The following is a 16900-nucleotide window of genomic DNA, read 5'->3' as shown; positions in this document are numbered from 1 at the left end:
TTATAACTCTTGGTTATATTTTCATTTCAATGTATAATTGCATGACCAAACGCAATAACATTAATGAGTAACCTTGAAAGAAAGATTGAAGAAGTCTCAAAGAGGCTTGACAGGGTGGATAGCACTTTGCTCCATATCAGTCAGCTTCTTTCGGGACTTCCTCATAATATCAAATATGACGTCGTTTACGCAGTAAAAGACGCTGTTTCCAAAAAAAATGATAGCAGTGAATACTGCACGACTTCTGAGGCATGCAAAATGCTTTCTGTTTCGCGTATGACTCTATATAGGTTACGCACAGAGAAAGGCATCAAAAGCCGTAAGATCAACAATCGTGTCTATTATTCCAAAGCTGATATACTTGCATTGCTTGAAAATGGCAATGAAGTGTCTTTTGAAGAAAAGACCGCACCCCTTACTATAACTGCAGGAAGGAGGCGGTCAAATTCATTATTTTAAATCTTGGGAGGAGTGTGTATAGATATGATTTTTATAGCTCTTTCCATGCATTCATTATGCACTTTTTCCATATCAACCATAAAGCTTCTATCCTCTCCCGAGCTGTCTTTTACTTTTATATTTTCTACTTTGGCTAACTTTATTCCAAGGTCTTCATCTGTTATTTCTTTACAGCTGAATGTAACCTGGAACTCAAATCCCTTCTCCATATAATGGAAAACGGAACCAAGAAATTTGGAATCTCCCACAATCGTCATTTGTTTAATCAGGTTTTAAAGGTAAGAAAAATTGCCCGTCTTAGTTAACGGGCAATTCAACATTTTCAATGGTTCCTTCTTCGATAGAACAAGACATGCTGTAAGCGATGTTGTTCATTTCTGAAGTTCTGCCAAAGATATTTCCAAAGACCGACTCCCTTTGATTGTAAACGTGCGTAGTATAATGTGTAACGCCGTTAAACAATCCGAAAAGGTTTTGGCCTATGTCTCTTGTCTCCCTATCAATGGAATGCTGCAGGGCATCAATCCTTCTCTGGGTGACTTTGGGAAGTGATTCCACTTCTCCCATTTCCACGGCAAGTACACGCTCGACCATCATTTCCCTTAAACTCTGGTCAATGTCGATTTCCTTCCAGATTTCAAACTTGCGTTCCATCTTCCGTTCATGCTCCATGAAGGATTCAAAGCGCATCACGAGCTCGTCAATCCTTTCGGAAACAGAAATGGTATGGGGTATGGAAAACATACTTCCCTTGTACATTCTTGAAAACTGGTTCTCGCATCTGAGCATTTCCTTGGAAGTTGCAATAAAGAAGCCTGTGGAATAGTCATGGCTATTGCCTATGACCATGTAATTGTCAAAGTCAAATCCTGCGATTTTCCTTTTTTCCGCTTTAAGGTATGCGAGAATTTTTCTTCCTGCCCCCATTTCACTGAACCCTGCAAAGTCGTATCCAGTCACTTTTTGCATCTGGTTTACGGTCTCTTTGAATTTGTCATTGGTGGTGGGCGTATAGGTTTTCTTGCATACGTTGAGCAGTCCTCCGTTATCGGATCGTGTCAGGAGTTTGTAATCTTTTAACGCCTGGCCTTTAGCATTGTAAAGTTTTCCTGACTCTACTTCCCAGTTGAGCTCAGTTGTGATCGGTCTTATTATTCTTGCCATACAATTGAATTGATTAACGTTTAGTAATAAAAAACCCCTCCGAAGAGGGGCTTAGTCTTTTAGACCATTGCAGACACATCTACAATTTTCTTGAGGTTTTCATCAAGCTTGTAAAACTCCCTGTACCTGTCAATGATCATTTTCAAGTCATTGTCCACGTACAGCTGGGTTTCGGTATCAAACATGTTCATAGGTGTTTTCCCCGGAAGGTATCCATCGGAATTGGTTACAAACTGATAGAAAACTCCATTACCGCTTTCTTTTTTCTGGAACCTTGAATACAGTACGCAGGTAGCCTCTTTCTCAACCAGACCCTCCCATTCCTTTCCTTTGACCTTTGTTCTGATCACCGTGTTTCCATCGGCATCACTCAAATACTCTACGTGTGAAATCACAAATATGAATTTGTTTTTGAGTTCTTTCAACTTCTCAAAGAAGTCATAAACGGCCGTATTGTAGTTGGTCATTATATCCCAGCCTTTGTACTTGGCTTTGGACTCAGCCATGATCATATCTGCATAAGCAGAGAACGAGTCAATAATGACATACTTGAACTTGTCTGATGCATTTACCTGATCAAGAACAAAATACATATGTTCTTTTGCCGACATGGCAGGGATAGCAGGTTTTGTTTCGGTTCCAGGTGTTGCAGCCCTTTTACCGAGTGGGTAATTTACTGCACCATTGGAAAGGAAAGGCAATTCCTTGCGTTCGCAATTGATGATAATGGCATCTTTACCAAGGTTTCTCAAAGAAGTGGTTTTTCCTGTGGACGGCTGTCCTACAATAAGAGTAAGTAAATTCATAGGTTATTTAAATGTTTTGGATTGCTTAAAGGATAAAAAGGGCCTGCAGTATGCAGACCCCGAAAAGATTTAGAACGGCAGATCATCATCTGCAGCAGCTCCACCGCCACCGAAAATGTCAACAGCAGCAGCAGCCAAAGGATTTTCAGCCATAGCAGCATGACCGGCACCGGCATAAGCAGAAGCAGCAGCATTTTGTTGACCTGTATACTCTCTGAGTTCAAAGTCTGAGACAGCATACGTTTCACCGATTGGACCATAGAAGAAATCATTCTGCTTATTTCTTAATAAGCTTTTGTGCAAGTAGCCAAAGTCCATTGCCCAAGCTCTTTCGAACTTACGGTTGTAAACATCCTGATACTCTTTGCCATCCTTTTGACGGATGCACAATAATACCTTTACACGATTGTCAAATTCTTGACCTGGTTTGATCACATTCTTACGGAAGTCAGTGAAATTGCCGGCAAACATTTTGTCGAAATCATCCTTGGTAAAATAGCACTCGTCTTTTGCTCCATGGTTCAGGTAGCATCTAACAAAGTCTATCACCTCGCCCTCACCTTTGCAGGCTTTTCTTAAGCCGTCTCTTTCAAGCCAATTGGCAGAAAGATTACCGGAAGCCACAGCAGAGGGAAACTCAAAACTTGTTTTACCGAACTTGTCGATGTAATTGAACTTGGACTCTTGACCTTCTTTTTTGGATTCCATCAACTCTCTTCTGATAAAAAGATTGACAGTAGATCTAATCAGATCGTCACCATTTTTGCCTTCCAATAGAAAAGCAAAACGTACACCTGTAACTTTACCGTTTTCATCTTTCAACAGGTAAACAGGTTCTTGATCAGCCTTCATGCCCATAGCTTCAAGCTCGGCTTTTGAAGGGTTGAACGATTTAACATACAATGAAGCCACACCCGTGAACTTCTTTAAGGAGCCTTCTCCTCCTTCGGTTGATTTTCTTGCTGCAGATACTTGCATAGAGATTGGAAATTAATTTGAATTGAAATTTTAATACATGGATAAATAGAAAAAGCCGATACTTTTCAGCATCGGCTTCCTGACCAAACATTTAACAACTGCGAACACCCCGAGAAGGAGTTCAACAGCTGTAAAATTATGAATTATTTGAATAAATATACCTTTATGGTATATTATTTTTCAAAAATAATCAGGTCGTAGCCGTTGCTTTCTTAAAGCGTAGAAAGACTGGATCCAATGGTATTCCGTCTTCGTTTTGTTTAGTGAAACTTAAGCAGAAGAAAGAGCCTACAAGTAGACTTGCATGATTTTTCCCTTGTTCGTATTTCTCAGGAGCAACTTTGTGTTTGAACACAAACTCGATACCGTGTTCTGTTACCAGGTGCACACCGTAAGAAGTGTCTTCATCGTTTAAATCAATACCCACGATCGTGAAATCTCTTTCTTGTGGCTCTGATTTTGTTTCGATTTGAGTTGTTACTACTGGAGGTTTTACAGCGGATGCTTCACGTTCTTTTGCTTCTTTTTCAGGGAGAGGAGCAGGAACCACAGGAGCTTCTTCAACATCGTTTGCTTCTTCTTCCTGCTTCTGCTTCTCATAGAAGTTTATGCGGTAGAAGTCAGATGCCTCACGGCTGGTCATACCAAACTCAGTCTTTAAGTGCTTGATTATTTCAACAGTAGTTTTTCCTTCTTTGAGTAATTCTTCAACTCTTGATATGGAGGATTTACTTTCTGCTTTTACAGGCTCTTGCTGAACTGTTTCAACTTCTACAGCCTCAACAGCTTCAACTGTTTCTGTTTGCTCAACAGGATCAAATCCTGTTTCAACAGGTTCATGTACTTCATTTACGACAGCTTTAGCCGCTTTAGGTGTACTTGCTTTGGCAGTCTTTTTTGGTTTGGACTCTTTTTCTTCTTTGTGTACGGTATAAGAAACAACACCGAAACATCTTTCACACATAACGCCTGTGATATTTCCAAGTGAAAACTCCCCCTTAGGAGCATCACAGCTTTTCGGTCCTTTCTTTTCTTCGCAGGTAAATCTTACATTGGCCATAATGAATAATTGATTTTGTTTAATCTTTAGTGATATAAAAGACTTCCCTTAAAACTCTTCGATAGTCTCCCGTTCATCATCCTGAACGAAACCTCCATGCAGAGTTGCAGTAAAGCCGTCAATTTGCAGCTCGATAATGTTTTCAAGCTGATCTTGTAGTACGGAAGCCGCTATTTCAGCAGCTTCCGCCCTTGTATCGGCAGAAATTGCTGCCGTCCAATTTACTGTAAAATCGTTTTTAGCCATAACCTTTATTTATTTTTATAAAACAAAGTTATAAATTTTGTCAAGATTAAGCACAACTTTTGGCTGATTTTCATCTCCTTGGATAATAAATGTGTCTGAGGATGATTTTTTGATATTTTCGAAGAAGTCTTTCTTTTCTTCCTTGTATAATATTTCAAAATCTCTGGTCAATGCGATCTGCAGTATGGTTCCGAAGTCGCCACCTTCCTTAATTTTGAAAGTCACCAACACATGCCCTATGAAGGTTTCTGGTTTGCCTATACGTCTAAACTTGATTATTTCAAGCTCTTTGCTCAGTTCTTTGATGATAACAAACAGGTCGTTTGTCGTCATGATTGCTTTGTAGGTATGCATTTCATTGGTTTTGTTTGCATGCTATTTAAGTTCAGGAACACTCCATGGTTTTCAATTTGAGCTTTAGTCAGTAAATCAAACAGAATAACTGATGCAAATTGTGTCACGGTGGAATTAATGAACAGGCTTTGCCTGTTGAGGCTTTCTGCCATTGAGCAGCTTGGGCCATCTTTTTTACCGTCTTTGAGTTTAGGGTACAGCGTAAAGATGTCTGGAAGCTCTTTCAAGTCTGAAAGGATTACCTGTCCAAAATCTTTATCGTTGCCCATATCAAGCCAATAATGGTTTTTGAAATAGATTTCATCAATTTTTTGACCGAATACTTTTTTTACCTGCTTTCGTGCTTTTACATTGTCAACACAGGTAATGATGATATTACCCTCTATTTTCTTAGTGTTTACATCAATCTTTTTGGAGCTGTGAGCCCAAGAGGTGCCGTATGCTCTATTGATCCGTTCCACTAATACTTCTGCCTTGTTCCTGCCCACATCTGAAGGGGAAAACAATTGTCTTCCTACGTTGAATTCGGACACGGTATCAGGATCCATAACAATTGTATAGAGGCCTTTTCTTCCCATCTTAATAAGGGCGTAATTGATTCGTGCAAGGTTGGAAAGCATAAATGAACCGCTCCCACCTGCGCCGATCAGCACAACGGTTATGTCGTGCTGATCTTCCAAGAGGTATTTTTTTACAGTGTGCATAGATTTTCGAGCGTTTCGTTTATTTGTACCAGGTGATCGTTGTCAAACGGATTTGTTTGACAGTATTCATACATACTTTGATAGGATGTACCCATGGATATTGTTGTATGAAGATGGTTGAATTCACTCATAAAAAACCCTTTAGTGATATCTAAGGCAATTTCATCGAGGAACTGAGAATTGGACAACTCTATCTTGGTGCTCCCCATACAGACATTGCCTTTTTCATAGACGTTCAGCAGTGGAGCATGAAACAGCTGAGTTTTTCTAAATAAAGAAGGTTTTTCCTTGGTGGCATATACTGAAAGCTTTCCTTTTATATAATGCCATACCAAATAAGGCATGTTATACATTCCTGATCCAGGAACAAATCCTTTTGGGAAGAAGAATTTAAAGGCTTGTGGTTCGGTGTACCATACCATTTTTAAGGTTTCTTTTCTGATCCCTCCCCTGTAAAGAGAGAGCCAGTCAACGGCAAGGATTTTTTCGGTATAGGTAGAAAAGGATTCCTTTCTGGTTGTTGACTTCTGAACAATATCATGGATCATTTCAAGGTCTGATATTTTCATTGGTCTTTTGTCCACAGCGATAAATGCTTTCTTTTCCTCCGAATAGCTTATGCGATGTGTTTCTGCATAAGACATAGAGTTGCCTTTGTTGTGGTAAAATATTATTCCTTTGACAGGTTGCATATATGTTCGTAAATTTTAGAGGTGATTGTAGCAATACATGCCATGAAATTCTTTAGGTCGTTGCATTCGTATGACCAGTTATCTCCAAATACATTGTAATAGATCATGTGACCGAAATTACCAGCAGAATCGTTGGACATGTGGAACAGATTATCAAATCCTTCCAATCGGTCTGATCCTACAAAGATATGCTCAAACCATTCCATTGGCCTGTCGCCGGAATCTTCGAAATGTGGGTCAATGATTTTCCTTCCTTCAAATACCCAAGGCGAATAGCAATAAGGCCTGTGTTGTTCTACATCAAGAGAAATAATCAGTTGTACTGCATCATGGATCCCGATTTCTTTGAAGAGTCCGGAACTCAAATTTGATTTTAGTACTTTAAGTCTCTTATCTTTAAGAAACGAAGCACGATCCTCAGTAAGGTATTGCACATGTTTGAATATCCACTTCACCCATAGGTAATCTTCGAGTTGCTCGATATCCTCAATATCAATATCAATTTCATCTTCCAAACAGTAGTTTTGGAAATGATTCCCGTAAATTCCTATTTCAGTGTTTCTTGCAATGATAAAGTTGTACAGGTTTTTGATGGCTAAACCCAGCTTTCTGTTCCCAGATTCAATGATGCTATCTGCCCAATCGTAATTGAGTTCAAATACGGTGTCGGCAATGTAGCTTGTCTCTAATTGTACAAGGCAGTTTTCCGATGCATCGATATACATGTTCCCGTTATCTTCTCCGAGCATATCACTGATTTTGTGAATGACTGTTTCGAGGCTGTCATTTTCGTTGAAATCAAAGTGAGGGGAGCACACGACGGGGTAAATGGCTTTATACAGCTTGTATTTGTCAACATTAAATATGTTGATGTCAAGACTTTTTAAAGCTCCTTCAAGGGATTCATCAAAGGTGGTTTCGTAATGCCAAAATTCTTCTTCTCTTAAAATCAGATCAGCAGAAACACTTCCTCTGAAGGTGGCATCATTCGTTCTTCGTTGGTTGATGAAGTGCGAAGGTTCAAAGAGTCGAGTTCTTTTGTTATTTCCTCTGTGACTTTTTGTGTCTTTACTTCTTCTCGGATTGTTTCGAGTTCTTGGCTGATTTTTTTGAGCAACCATAATTTTCTTTCTTTCATTTGGTCAGTTGATTATAAGAAAGGGAGGGTTTCCCCTCCCCTGATTCAATACCTGCTTTCGATAACCTCTTTGCGGTATTCTACACACTCATCGCGTGTACCCACGAAAACCTGAACACTGCCTTCATAAACGGCCCATGTTTCTTTGGTAATCTGTACGAGTCTCATAATTCCTCCTGTTTTAAGCGTTTAACCTTTCTTTCCCACCGCTGTCTGAAACGTTACAGTGATGGTGTCTCCCTCTGTCTTTTCGGTTATGTTCGCATTTACAAGCTCTGGATATTCATTGGAATAAAAATCCTTTACTTGTACAGTTGTCATTTTGATGTTTGGGTCTTCAAGCGTTTGGTCTTTGAACTTGAATACTCTGTTTAACTTGGTAACTTTCATAGTTTAATATTCGGGGTTATCCAACATTATTGGCATGATTAAATACTTTCCATCCACAATTGCACCCCTACTGGGAGCCTGAGACTGGATAAATACATATGCATCTTTGCTTCTTTGAATGACTTTTAGAAGGAACTTACCATTAAAGCCTATTCTGTTATAAAACTCCATTGGTGGTACTTCTTTGATCTCTTCTACAGATGTACCGTCTTCAAGAGTATTAATGACAAGTCGCTGTTTTTCAACATGCACACTTTCAACTTTACAGGCTAATTTCTTCTTGTAAGCCCAGCCATAATCAAGATCCTCTGAGGATACCGTAATTCCATCTTCGGATGGCTCCAAAACAGTCCTATAAGTTACTTGATTGGCCTGAACGATAGCGAGCTTGACAGATTTTTCAAACTGTTTCCTGTCAATCACATATTCCAGATGGTTTGTGTTTTCAACATCAGGAATAACGTTAAGGAAATCAGGATAACGCTCGTAGACCCATTTACCTATAAATGTCACTTCCTCGGCCACAAGCTTCACATAGCCGGCTGCATAGTCAATCAAAGGCTCTTTCTTGTCAATAGATAGTCTTTCAGCTTTATTGTAAAGCGCATAAGCTACTACATTGCTTTTTTGCTTTTCGATAAACTTCACGGCCTCTTTTGTAAGAATAAATGGCTCTTGTTTCTTGATGCCTGCAATCAGACTTTCATAACCTGTAATCCATGGATTCGAAGGTTTCTCAAAGTAAAGCATATTGGCGTCTGTACCACATATATACTGCCCATAAGCAACCCCGCACATGGCAGGCCTCAATTCATCATTACTCGAGAACAATAAAGCTTCTGACAACATAGCCCGTGTTTTGGCATCAATTTCTCCAAGAAAAAGCTCATTGGGGGTTTCTTCTTGCAAAGGGAAATCTTTTGTCATTTCCTCTTCCCTTGGGTACATCACTTCTATTTTACCATTAATGGTTACGTAGATGTGTTTTTTCTCAATGCTCTGCTTGAACCCTACCGTGTCGGCAGGATCCATTGCAGCAACAAGCTTCTTGAATTTTTCAAAGTCAATTAAACCTTCTACTTCGTGCGGAAAGTCAAGCAATATCCAATTGCAAAGATCAGAGAGAATAACTTTACCCGGAGTCAGGTACATACTCTCCAAGACAGGAATACTTGCATTTCTTGTCTTAATGATCGAAGAAATAGTATTCAATACTTCTTTAAGTCTTTTTACTTTCATGCGAAAATGTCGTCAAAGATGTCAATTTGTGCAGGTTCTTGCTTTGTAACAGGGGCTTCCTGTACCTTGTCCTCAACAGGTTTTTGCTCTGTTTTTGGCTCTTCGCTTTTAGCTTCTACTTTCTTAGGCTCTGATTTTGGAGCTTCCTCTTTCTTGGCTTCTTTAGCAGTAGATTTCTTTGCTACGGATTGTTTACTTTCTTCCTTAATAGATTTGCTTGCAGCATCTTTTTTAAGGATTAGATTTTCTGTATCCTGAACAAGTCCTGAAATAGAGTCTGCAAAACAAGCATCTAATTCCTCGGGAGTGCCTGAAATGATGGCAGGAACAATACTGGTTCCTTCTGATTTGGGAACAATGGAAACGGTCAGTTCATTGTCCGCAGTCTTTACGATGGTCAGGCTAATGGTAGCCTTCCCCATAATCGAATGGAGTGCTTTAAACATATTGTTTTTCTTTGTTAAATTGTGGGAATGAAAGTCTTGTCGATTTCATAGAATTTTCTCTTTTAAGCATGCTTTCTGTGTATGCCTTGATAATTGCAGGGTCTTTACTCACGAAATAACCCGCATTAGTAGGCGATACCAACCACTTGACAAGCTGCTTAGTCCTGATGTACTGAATCATTTTTCTGAGCCTCGGGCCAGTGATTTTAAACCCTCTCTGAGCCATCAACTTAATGATTTGTGTGCTGCTGATCGCTGTATGAGGGCCTTCACCTCTTGCTATAAAGGCTTTTGCTATCTGCTTAGCAAGCTCGACCTCACTGTCTGAAAGCTCGCAGGTTTCTTCTTCAAATCCTTCAATCATATCAATCTTGGTTTGGTCTTTATTTCATTCTCATACGCTCTTCTTCTTTTATCCCTGGCGTTGGAAAAGGAGTGTGTTTTATTCAAGTTTCTGAAAGAACACGTATAGTTAAACTTATCAGCAAGCCATTGCTGCAGCTCAATTCCGTTCCATTCCTCGGGAACCTGATCGTGTTCAAATGCCTGGAGCATTTCCTCATGTGTCCGCTCTATACACTTTTTTAGGAATTCCTTCTGTTCTTCTCTGGTCATAATTTAAAGGGAGGTTTTACCCTCCCATTAATCAGTTAAAAGATCTTTCAGCCATTTCCCTCACATACTGTGGGCATAATTCAGGAAATACCGGAACTCCCATATACAGCACATCTTTGAGCAATGCATTAGGGTTCAGGTTGTATTCTTCGATGTGCTTTCGCACCTCTTCAATACCTACTTTACCCACCAGATTGATTTTACCATTGCCAATAAAGGTTTTTGACTCACCTTTTTGAACTGCCTCAAAGTCTGTCGTAAAAGGATGTTCAAAACCCTCTAAAACAAGCATATCACGCATATTCAGGTAAAAGGTGCGCTTCTTTCCTTTACCGATTGGTTGGTAAGTGAAACGCCCATCATAAAGACCGTTAACTCTGATGTTTTCACTTATAGTACACGCAAGCATTTCGCTTACTTTGATTAAAGTGTACTTTCCATCTACTTTCATTTCCTTCATAACCTTTGGTTATTTTTATGATTATTATGAATACTAATAGGCAAAAAAAAGCCTTACTTAATCGCTAAGTTTTGTTTCTCGTTGATGAAAGCTCCTTTTACTTCTTTGCCATCTTTGATTGCTTTCTTGATTTTGGTCTTATCGACCGTAATCACTTCTTTCTTATTCAAGAACTCTTCTGCAATCAGTTCGGGTTTTTCGATGATCACTTCTTCGGACTTACGTGTAGCGATCTTGTGAAAGCCTGCTTCATAAGGCCCTACAAGCTTAACAGTAGTAAGAAGGTTTTGGGAAAGCCTGTCAATGACCGCCTGCTTGCGCTTGATAAAGGTGTCTATCTGTTCTTTTGCTTCTTTTGCTCGTTTGATTTCGGACTCACAGAAACGGATAACTCCGATATAGTTTACTGACTTTTCAACAAGTTCTTCCTCGTTGATCATCAAGGCCGCCATATCGATTTCATCAAGAACGCCTTCTTTCTCTTCGATAAGCTGCATCAGCTCCAGGTATTCTTGCTGGATTTGGAATAATGTTAGATTTCCCATAGTGTTTATTAATAATTGTTTTGTAACATTTCGTGATATAAAATCCTAACCCTATTGTTCGGCTTAAATTGGCGGTTAAACTCTTCCAACTTTTTGAGGTAATCGTGGCCGTTTACCGTTGTCAGGTTTATTACTTCCTGAATGGCCATATTTCTCCTGTCCAACATTGTGTCGTCCATGAAAGGCATTTTGATTGCTTTGTTCATGAGATTTTGATTTTCTGATTTTTGCGATGGATATTCTATTATTCCCTCTTGCGCTATCCCCCATCAGTTTGGGATAAACAGGGAAACCTTTTACTTTGATGATCATTACTCCGTTTACATCTATCGACTCATTGGATTCAGAGAATTTTCCTACCCAGTATTTGACATATTGTCTGTTCATCCATGGTATGGGATAGCGGCTGTCTGGAGCCATCACCATAATGTTTGATACATTTATATCCTGAATAGCATAAAGCTCTTTCCTATCCGACTCATAAGTGGTCATCGGGCGTATGATAATCTCAAAACTGAACATTTTTCTTGCGGGTGATAGTAAATATTTTATTGAATTAAAGGCTTAGCCTTCGAACAGATCCTCAATAGAGAGGGTCATAGGTAACAGTGACTTTACTGGACCTACTTCTGTTCTGTCAAATGCAATTCTGAGTTCCTGACCAAAGTCCATCCCTCTGAATACTGCCTCCATGATGTATGGCGATATCTTTCCGTAAATGGCTTTGATTTTTTTCTCTGCATTTGACCTCAATTGTTTTCTATTCACCCCATGCACAATGTCCATGATAGACACTTTTTCAACGTCCTGCTTAAGAAATTCACCAAGAACTTTGGCATTGTTCAACATGGCGTTGATTGCGTTCTTTAGATGCTCGTCAGTCATTTCAGCAATTTTGTACTGATTGCCCAGTTTGTCAATGTGGATTGTTTCCATATATAATTATAAATTTGGTTTCAAAGAAAATCCCCTTAAACCGTAAGGAATAAGGGGATAAGCAGGTAATAAATCAAATGTCGGGTAATTTTCCCCCTTTTCAAGCGTAGTGACCCTCAATAGGTCGTTTGTAAGAACGTCGGTTTTGTTGGAGCTGACCAGACAGCTATAGAACCCCCGAAGGGGTTTGAAATAAACCAGTAACATAATTCAAAGAACTTCCCCGAAACGGGGAAAGCTCTTTAGTACAATAAACCCAAAATAACCAGTGGAGAAGATGGGAATCGAACCCACGACTATCGCCTTGATGATTTCTCCCAGCGATCCGCTAACCTCTGCGGCACTTCTCCATTTGTTTAAAGATGGGAGTGCCAAAAACACTCCCCTCAGTCACCATTACATATGTCAGATTAAAACTACCTTTACTCCTACTTCATTTTTGATTTGGGAGGATATCCCGAATAGGCATTGCATACTTTACCAGAGCCGCAACCGAAAGCAAGAAACAATACCGCTAACAGAAGGACAAGACATAAATAGAATCTAAAAACACATCTCATAATCAATTATTTAAAATACTTAGTGATATAAAAGACGTATTAAAACACATCATCCATCATATTGTCTGCCATTTCTTTAACTTGACCTACAAGCTCAAGATCGAGCAAAAGACCCTCGTCAAAGAAATCAGTCATATCCGTTTCCTCAATACCGACCACTTCTGCGCTATCCGTAAAGCTTGACGCGAAATCTATAGACGAATTGAAAGCTCCTGAAATGTTTCTGTCACTGATTAGGATAGTAACTTTGGTCTTTTTGACCTTGCCAGAATCAGTTACAGACATATAACTCACCTTTGCTTTGAAATACTTTATTTCATCCTTTTGGGAGTCAAGCAAAACCTCTTTGATCTGAGTTTTGGTAATGCTGTCTATCTCATAGATTTCACTTGCTATTACTTTAGCAGCTCTGTGAGCCATAGCTTCAGCAATAGTGTAACTGTCAGCTTCAACTGCAAAATGAGCAGTCTCTTCATTGTATTTGATCTTTACTGAAAATATCATAGAAACGTAAATAGTTTGTTTAACTCGATTTTTGCTGTCCTCCCTTTCAGTTTCTCAACATCCGATGGCCTGATGCTGATTGTTACCTCAACATTCATCGGATCGTCCGTTGTAGGTTCACTGAACTGCGACAAGTCAAAAGACTTTGCCGCAAGCTCATATACCCTATTAGTTACAAGCTGTTCAGGTTTGGACTCGGCTGCACTTATAGCCGGTTGGGATATTCCTATTTTTTCAGCAAATTCCTTCTGTGAAAGTTTGTGCTGCTCTCTTAAAGCCCTTAAATCTTTGTTCCTCATATCATCGTTTTGATGCCTCAAATATAACATGATTTTATATTTATAATCAATAGTTATATAATAAAAAGAAAAAAAATTCCTGAGCTTTTACCCAGGAATTTGATAATCAGAACGGTGCAAGGTCTTCATGGTGGACGCACTTCCAATTTGTTTTATGCAAAGGAATGAAATAGTACTTTGCATCTGGTGAACTTACAATAACAAGAGAAGAACCATATACATTTTCGTTTCCAATAGAGTTGTAACTATTAAGACCTTTCCACTTCATGTATTCCTCGACTTGATCATAAGCATATACAACACCTTCTTTGAATTTTTTCATGCCTGTATAAGATGTCATCAGGCCAAGTTCGTTCAAATCTTTTTCAAGCTCAGAAGCCTGATATTCGGAATTTACATCTACACACTTTCTGATAGCATAGTCAAAAACCTTCTCAAATGACTTCCATTGATCTTTTGGATTTGGCATCTGTTCCTTAAGGTAGGAAGAATATATCTGACTTTCATCTACCATCTTTTTTGAAAAGGAAATATGCTCTTTATTTCTGTCAAATTTGATAAGCAAGGACGTCACCTCTGATTCTATATCTATGTATCTGAAATATAGGTAGTGTATATAAGCCAGTAGCGACCTGAATAATCTTTTAGCTTGTTCTTGTCTCATTTTCTTGAATAATTAGCGTTTAACCATTTCATGTACCTGTCGAAATCCTCCTCTATCCTTGCAGCACAGAACAGGGTTTTCCTTCTTTTCGGGAGCTTTATTCCAAGCTCTTCACTTACATACTTTTTCACAATCCCGATGCAAACTTCACAGCTTCTGAAATCATGGGTATTGCTGCGTACCCGTATGTAAGTCACTTTTAGAATCCCGAACAAAGACTCTTTGGGCGAATAGGTTTCTTTTCTCGGATGCTCACTTTTTCTCAGTAGTCTGTTTTTTTGTTGGACTTTGTTTTGTCTTGAAAAGGGGAATCCTAAGTCCATTCCAGTATATTCTCCTGTATCGAAGTCAAACCATCCATCGATAAGGGCTTCTGCCATTTCTGCCATAATTCAATAAAGTTATGGCCCCGATTTCACGGAGCCTTGGTGATCAATTTTTTCTCAGCTTAGTTTTTAATTCGATATTCTCTTCCACAAGATCTTCAACCTGTTTGCGAAGAATTTCTACATAGTTTTCAAGAATGTTTACAGGTTTCCCTGATCCGGAACTGTAATCAAACACGAACCAGAAAGGATCAATACCTAATTCTCTTACTTCTTTGTCCCATCCGATGGGTCTTGCGCAGTCAACATTTTTCAGCTCTGCCGATTGTTCAATTATCTGACCTTTGTTCATTTGCTTTTTTTAAGGTGTGTTCCACTTTTTGTCTGTTCAGGGAGGCATTCATTTCCCTTTCGATCATCAATCTGATTTCCTCAATTCTTGAATAGAATTCAGACGAAGGACTTTTGACAATCCAATCGAATTCAATGTTAAGATCAGGAAATGCCAGGTGATGGAAGTTCAAATTTATTCTGTTCCACATCAGGCCAGACTTTTTAAGGGCAATTACCCTTCTATGGACTTCTTCTTTGTTGGCCAGCCTCATTTCATCCAATGAGATTTCCTCAAAGTCCATTACCATAAACTGGTTGCTCTTCATCAAATCCTCAAGCCTACTGGAAAGAATGTAATCTCTCAGCTCATATTGGATCAGAGTGAGTTTCTTTCCTGCAGACTTCCGTGATCCGGCACTTACTTCTACATAATGGACAAATCTTTTCCCGTATGCTTCGACCATTATCTCTGCACTGTATGGCATGTGGCCAGCGGGAATGTTTTTCCCTACCCTGTATTCAGGAAATCTCTTTAATTCAGCTGTGTTTTGCATATACTTTTATAAGTTTTAAATCTCCTGCCCAATCGCAGTTCCATTTCTCAAATGTTTCAAGAAGATTATCTTCCTCAAGCTCTTCATCTTTGGCTTTCATTTTGGCAACATAGGATGCCGCATCACCTGAGGTGAGGACATCCCATGCTGTATCCATTTCCCATTCTTTACCCGAATAAAGAACGCCTTCGCTGTCTATGATTTCCCACTTTTCCATTACGCTTTAAGTACTTCTGCTTCGTGGCCACAATCTTTGCAGATAAACTTTTTCCCTTTAACACTGTAACTAACACAGGTTTTACATTTCTCCTTTTTCAATGGAAGAATGTGGTTGATTATCTTCAGGAAGTTTTCCTCTGTCAATGTCTCAATCTCGTAATGTGCTATTTCAACACCTGACTCATGAGTAATGGAGTTATGACCACTGATCCTGCATTTTAGCTTGAATAGAATTTCAAGACGAAGGTCTGTTTTACTTTTCTCCATTATTTTTTAGGGGAATTTAGGTTCGGTGAAATCATTGTAAATGCAGGTGTATAAGTACTTAGTGCCGGTAGCTCCTGTGAAAATGAACAGGATGCATTCTCCTTCATCATCGAAAAGCCTTACAGTCTCTTTTCCTATATCCTGACCTTCACAATTTAAGTTAAGGCCAACATTTGAGGCTACACTTTCAATGAAATCAAATTCATAGTCCTGACCAATTTCAAACTGCTGAGGAGAACTTTTTTCATCACTGCATAAATCAAGTATTTCAATGAGCTCTTCTGTTGAAAAGACATCTAATTCATAATCATGTTGATCAGCATTATACACCTTACCTTCTTTAGTAACCCCTATGAAATCAGGAGACAAAACACCATTGAATCTTAGATAAGGGCCAATATCAGCACATAAAGTATGGACAAAGGATTTCTCCTCTGCCATAGCAATGATGTCTGAAATGATTTTCTCCCTGATTGCAGCGACCTGATCTTTATAATTATCCATGCTCTACCTCCAATCCATTAGCATAAGCAATATTTGACTCTTTAATTTTGTCAAATATTTCCTTCGCCTGTTCTTTGCTTATTGAAAGCGCAAATTTCTCTATGCCGTAAGCCGCTGAATCAGTAATCTCTTCATCCTGTTCGTACTGGAACAGATATGCAGGAACTATTCCTGTACCAATATCAACGAACATTAAGTACATATCTCCGTTGTTGAACCGACTGACCATTACAAGTGTATCATAACCTGTCGGTCTACCTTCCTCAATGTGCTGGTTTGTTTCAGGGTCATCGAACAGGACTCTTACAAGTCCAGAAAACTTGATTCCCAACTCTCTTGCCAACTGTTTGGCTGCAAGGACTGGGCTCATTGGACCGGAGACTTTCTCCCCTGTCCCTTCAAGTGTAAGTAACTGTTGTAGTTTATACATAGATTATA

31 protein-coding genes and 1 tRNA gene are annotated in these 16900 nt (G+C 39.2%); 1 reads left to right on the top strand and 31 read right to left on the bottom strand.

What is annotated here, in order from left to right; all coding sequences use genetic code 11:
* Positions 1–63: 63 nt before the first annotated feature.
* On the top strand, positions 64–459 hold the full coding sequence (locus IPZ59_RS14655; protein ID WP_236136796.1) for a helix-turn-helix domain-containing protein: 396 nt from the start codon (positions 64–66) through the stop codon (positions 457–459).
* Here the strand turns inward: IPZ59_RS14655 and IPZ59_RS14650 are convergent.
* The 31 genes from IPZ59_RS14650 to IPZ59_RS14505 form a co-directional block, all read right to left on the bottom strand.
* Positions 456–707: a hypothetical protein gene (locus IPZ59_RS14650; RefSeq protein WP_236136795.1), complete on the bottom strand. Its 252-nt coding sequence runs from the start codon at positions 705–707 to the stop codon at positions 456–458. The genes IPZ59_RS14655 and IPZ59_RS14650 overlap by 4 nt on opposite strands.
* A gap of 49 nt (positions 708–756) precedes the next feature.
* Positions 757–1623 (bottom strand): DUF932 domain-containing protein, encoded by an 867-nt coding sequence (locus tag IPZ59_RS14645; RefSeq protein ID WP_236136794.1) that lies wholly within the window; start codon positions 1621–1623, stop codon positions 757–759.
* Positions 1624–1682: 59 nt separating this feature from the next.
* On the bottom strand, positions 1683–2429 hold the full coding sequence (locus tag IPZ59_RS14640; protein ID WP_236136793.1) for an AAA family ATPase: 747 nt from the start codon (positions 2427–2429) through the stop codon (positions 1683–1685).
* A 69-nt stretch (positions 2430–2498) separates the two neighbouring features.
* On the bottom strand, positions 2499–3407 hold the full coding sequence (locus IPZ59_RS14635) for a hypothetical protein (protein ID WP_236136792.1): 909 nt from the start codon (positions 3405–3407) through the stop codon (positions 2499–2501).
* A 190-nt stretch (positions 3408–3597) separates the two neighbouring features.
* Entirely contained in the window at positions 3598–4467 is an 870-nt protein-coding gene (locus IPZ59_RS14630) for a hypothetical protein (protein WP_236136791.1), read from the bottom strand.
* Between the two features lie 48 nt (positions 4468–4515).
* A complete protein-coding gene (locus IPZ59_RS14625) occupies positions 4516–4713 on the bottom strand; it encodes a hypothetical protein (protein ID WP_236136790.1) in 198 nt (65 codons plus the stop codon).
* 15 nt (positions 4714–4728) lie between these two features.
* Positions 4729–5067, bottom strand: coding sequence for a hypothetical protein (locus IPZ59_RS14620; RefSeq protein ID WP_236136789.1), 339 nt, complete (start codon positions 5065–5067; stop codon positions 4729–4731).
* Positions 5043–5771: a PRTRC system ThiF family protein gene (locus IPZ59_RS14615; protein ID WP_236136788.1), complete on the bottom strand. Its 729-nt coding sequence runs from the start codon at positions 5769–5771 to the stop codon at positions 5043–5045. Before IPZ59_RS14615 ends, IPZ59_RS14620 begins: the two co-directional genes overlap by 25 nt.
* Positions 5759–6463 (bottom strand): prokaryotic E2 ligase family D protein, encoded by a 705-nt coding sequence (locus IPZ59_RS14610; RefSeq protein WP_236136787.1) that lies wholly within the window; start codon positions 6461–6463, stop codon positions 5759–5761. The genes IPZ59_RS14615 and IPZ59_RS14610 overlap by 13 nt, the downstream gene beginning before the upstream one ends.
* On the bottom strand, positions 6442–7584 hold the full coding sequence (locus IPZ59_RS14605) for a hypothetical protein (RefSeq protein WP_236136786.1): 1143 nt from the start codon (positions 7582–7584) through the stop codon (positions 6442–6444). The genes IPZ59_RS14610 and IPZ59_RS14605 overlap by 22 nt, the downstream gene beginning before the upstream one ends.
* 62 nt (positions 7585–7646) lie before the next feature.
* The gene (locus IPZ59_RS20275) at positions 7647–7769 is read right to left on the bottom strand and encodes a hypothetical protein (RefSeq protein WP_262912216.1); all 123 of its coding nucleotides are present in this window, start codon (positions 7767–7769) and stop codon (positions 7647–7649) included.
* A gap of 21 nt (positions 7770–7790) precedes the next feature.
* Entirely contained in the window at positions 7791–7991 is a 201-nt protein-coding gene (locus IPZ59_RS14600; protein ID WP_236136785.1) for a PRTRC system protein C, read from the bottom strand.
* A 3-nt stretch (positions 7992–7994) separates the two neighbouring features.
* Entirely contained in the window at positions 7995–9230 is a 1236-nt protein-coding gene (locus tag IPZ59_RS14595; protein ID WP_236136784.1) for a hypothetical protein, read from the bottom strand.
* Complete coding sequence (locus IPZ59_RS14590; RefSeq protein ID WP_236136783.1) at positions 9227–9676, bottom strand: PRTRC system protein E; 450 nt, start codon at positions 9674–9676, stop codon at positions 9227–9229. The genes IPZ59_RS14595 and IPZ59_RS14590 overlap by 4 nt, the downstream gene beginning before the upstream one ends.
* A complete protein-coding gene (locus IPZ59_RS14585; RefSeq protein ID WP_236136782.1) occupies positions 9669–10040 on the bottom strand; it encodes a hypothetical protein in 372 nt (123 codons plus the stop codon). Before IPZ59_RS14585 ends, IPZ59_RS14590 begins: the two co-directional genes overlap by 8 nt.
* Positions 10037–10291, bottom strand: a complete 255-nt coding sequence (locus IPZ59_RS14580; protein WP_236136781.1) for a hypothetical protein — start codon at positions 10289–10291, stop codon at positions 10037–10039. The genes IPZ59_RS14585 and IPZ59_RS14580 overlap by 4 nt, the downstream gene beginning before the upstream one ends.
* A gap of 31 nt (positions 10292–10322) precedes the next feature.
* Positions 10323–10751, bottom strand: a complete 429-nt coding sequence (locus IPZ59_RS14575) for a hypothetical protein (protein ID WP_236136780.1) — start codon at positions 10749–10751, stop codon at positions 10323–10325.
* A gap of 53 nt (positions 10752–10804) precedes the next feature.
* Positions 10805–11296 (bottom strand): siphovirus Gp157 family protein, encoded by a 492-nt coding sequence (locus IPZ59_RS14570; protein WP_236136779.1) that lies wholly within the window; start codon positions 11294–11296, stop codon positions 10805–10807.
* 75 nt (positions 11297–11371) lie between these two features.
* On the bottom strand, positions 11372–11818 hold the full coding sequence (locus IPZ59_RS14565) for a hypothetical protein (RefSeq protein ID WP_236136778.1): 447 nt from the start codon (positions 11816–11818) through the stop codon (positions 11372–11374).
* A gap of 42 nt (positions 11819–11860) precedes the next feature.
* A complete protein-coding gene (locus tag IPZ59_RS14560; RefSeq protein WP_236136777.1) occupies positions 11861–12232 on the bottom strand; it encodes a hypothetical protein in 372 nt (123 codons plus the stop codon).
* A gap of 269 nt (positions 12233–12501) precedes the next feature.
* A tRNA-OTHER gene (locus IPZ59_RS14555) sits at positions 12502–12582 on the bottom strand.
* 249 nt (positions 12583–12831) lie between these two features.
* A complete protein-coding gene (locus tag IPZ59_RS14550; protein WP_236136776.1) occupies positions 12832–13296 on the bottom strand; it encodes a DUF4494 family protein in 465 nt (154 codons plus the stop codon).
* A complete protein-coding gene (locus IPZ59_RS14545) occupies positions 13293–13595 on the bottom strand; it encodes a helix-turn-helix transcriptional regulator (RefSeq protein ID WP_236136775.1) in 303 nt (100 codons plus the stop codon). The genes IPZ59_RS14550 and IPZ59_RS14545 overlap by 4 nt, the downstream gene beginning before the upstream one ends.
* A gap of 106 nt (positions 13596–13701) precedes the next feature.
* Positions 13702–14259 (bottom strand): hypothetical protein, encoded by a 558-nt coding sequence (locus IPZ59_RS14540; RefSeq protein ID WP_236136774.1) that lies wholly within the window; start codon positions 14257–14259, stop codon positions 13702–13704.
* Positions 14256–14648 (bottom strand): hypothetical protein, encoded by a 393-nt coding sequence (locus IPZ59_RS14535; protein ID WP_236136773.1) that lies wholly within the window; start codon positions 14646–14648, stop codon positions 14256–14258. Before IPZ59_RS14535 ends, IPZ59_RS14540 begins: the two co-directional genes overlap by 4 nt.
* 43 nt (positions 14649–14691) lie before the next feature.
* Entirely contained in the window at positions 14692–14937 is a 246-nt protein-coding gene (locus IPZ59_RS14530; RefSeq protein WP_236136772.1) for a hypothetical protein, read from the bottom strand.
* Positions 14915–15472, bottom strand: coding sequence for a hypothetical protein (locus IPZ59_RS14525; RefSeq protein WP_236136771.1), 558 nt, complete (start codon positions 15470–15472; stop codon positions 14915–14917). The genes IPZ59_RS14530 and IPZ59_RS14525 overlap by 23 nt, the downstream gene beginning before the upstream one ends.
* Positions 15456–15689: a hypothetical protein gene (locus tag IPZ59_RS14520; RefSeq protein WP_236136770.1), complete on the bottom strand. Its 234-nt coding sequence runs from the start codon at positions 15687–15689 to the stop codon at positions 15456–15458. Before IPZ59_RS14520 ends, IPZ59_RS14525 begins: the two co-directional genes overlap by 17 nt.
* Positions 15689–15958 (bottom strand): hypothetical protein, encoded by a 270-nt coding sequence (locus IPZ59_RS14515; RefSeq protein ID WP_236136769.1) that lies wholly within the window; start codon positions 15956–15958, stop codon positions 15689–15691. Before IPZ59_RS14515 ends, IPZ59_RS14520 begins: the two co-directional genes overlap by 1 nt.
* A gap of 6 nt (positions 15959–15964) precedes the next feature.
* Entirely contained in the window at positions 15965–16462 is a 498-nt protein-coding gene (locus tag IPZ59_RS14510) for a hypothetical protein (protein WP_236136768.1), read from the bottom strand.
* Positions 16455–16832, bottom strand: coding sequence for a hypothetical protein (locus IPZ59_RS14505; protein WP_236136767.1), 378 nt, complete (start codon positions 16830–16832; stop codon positions 16455–16457). The genes IPZ59_RS14510 and IPZ59_RS14505 overlap by 8 nt, the downstream gene beginning before the upstream one ends.
* Between the last annotated feature and the right edge of the window lie 68 nt (positions 16833–16900).

It is taken from the genome of Mongoliitalea daihaiensis (genome assembly GCF_021596945.1).
Classification (GTDB): domain Bacteria; phylum Bacteroidota; class Bacteroidia; order Cytophagales; family Cyclobacteriaceae; genus Mongoliitalea; species Mongoliitalea daihaiensis.
The sequence above is the reverse complement of the archived record's forward strand: the minus strand, read 5'-3'. Positions and strand labels throughout refer to the sequence as shown.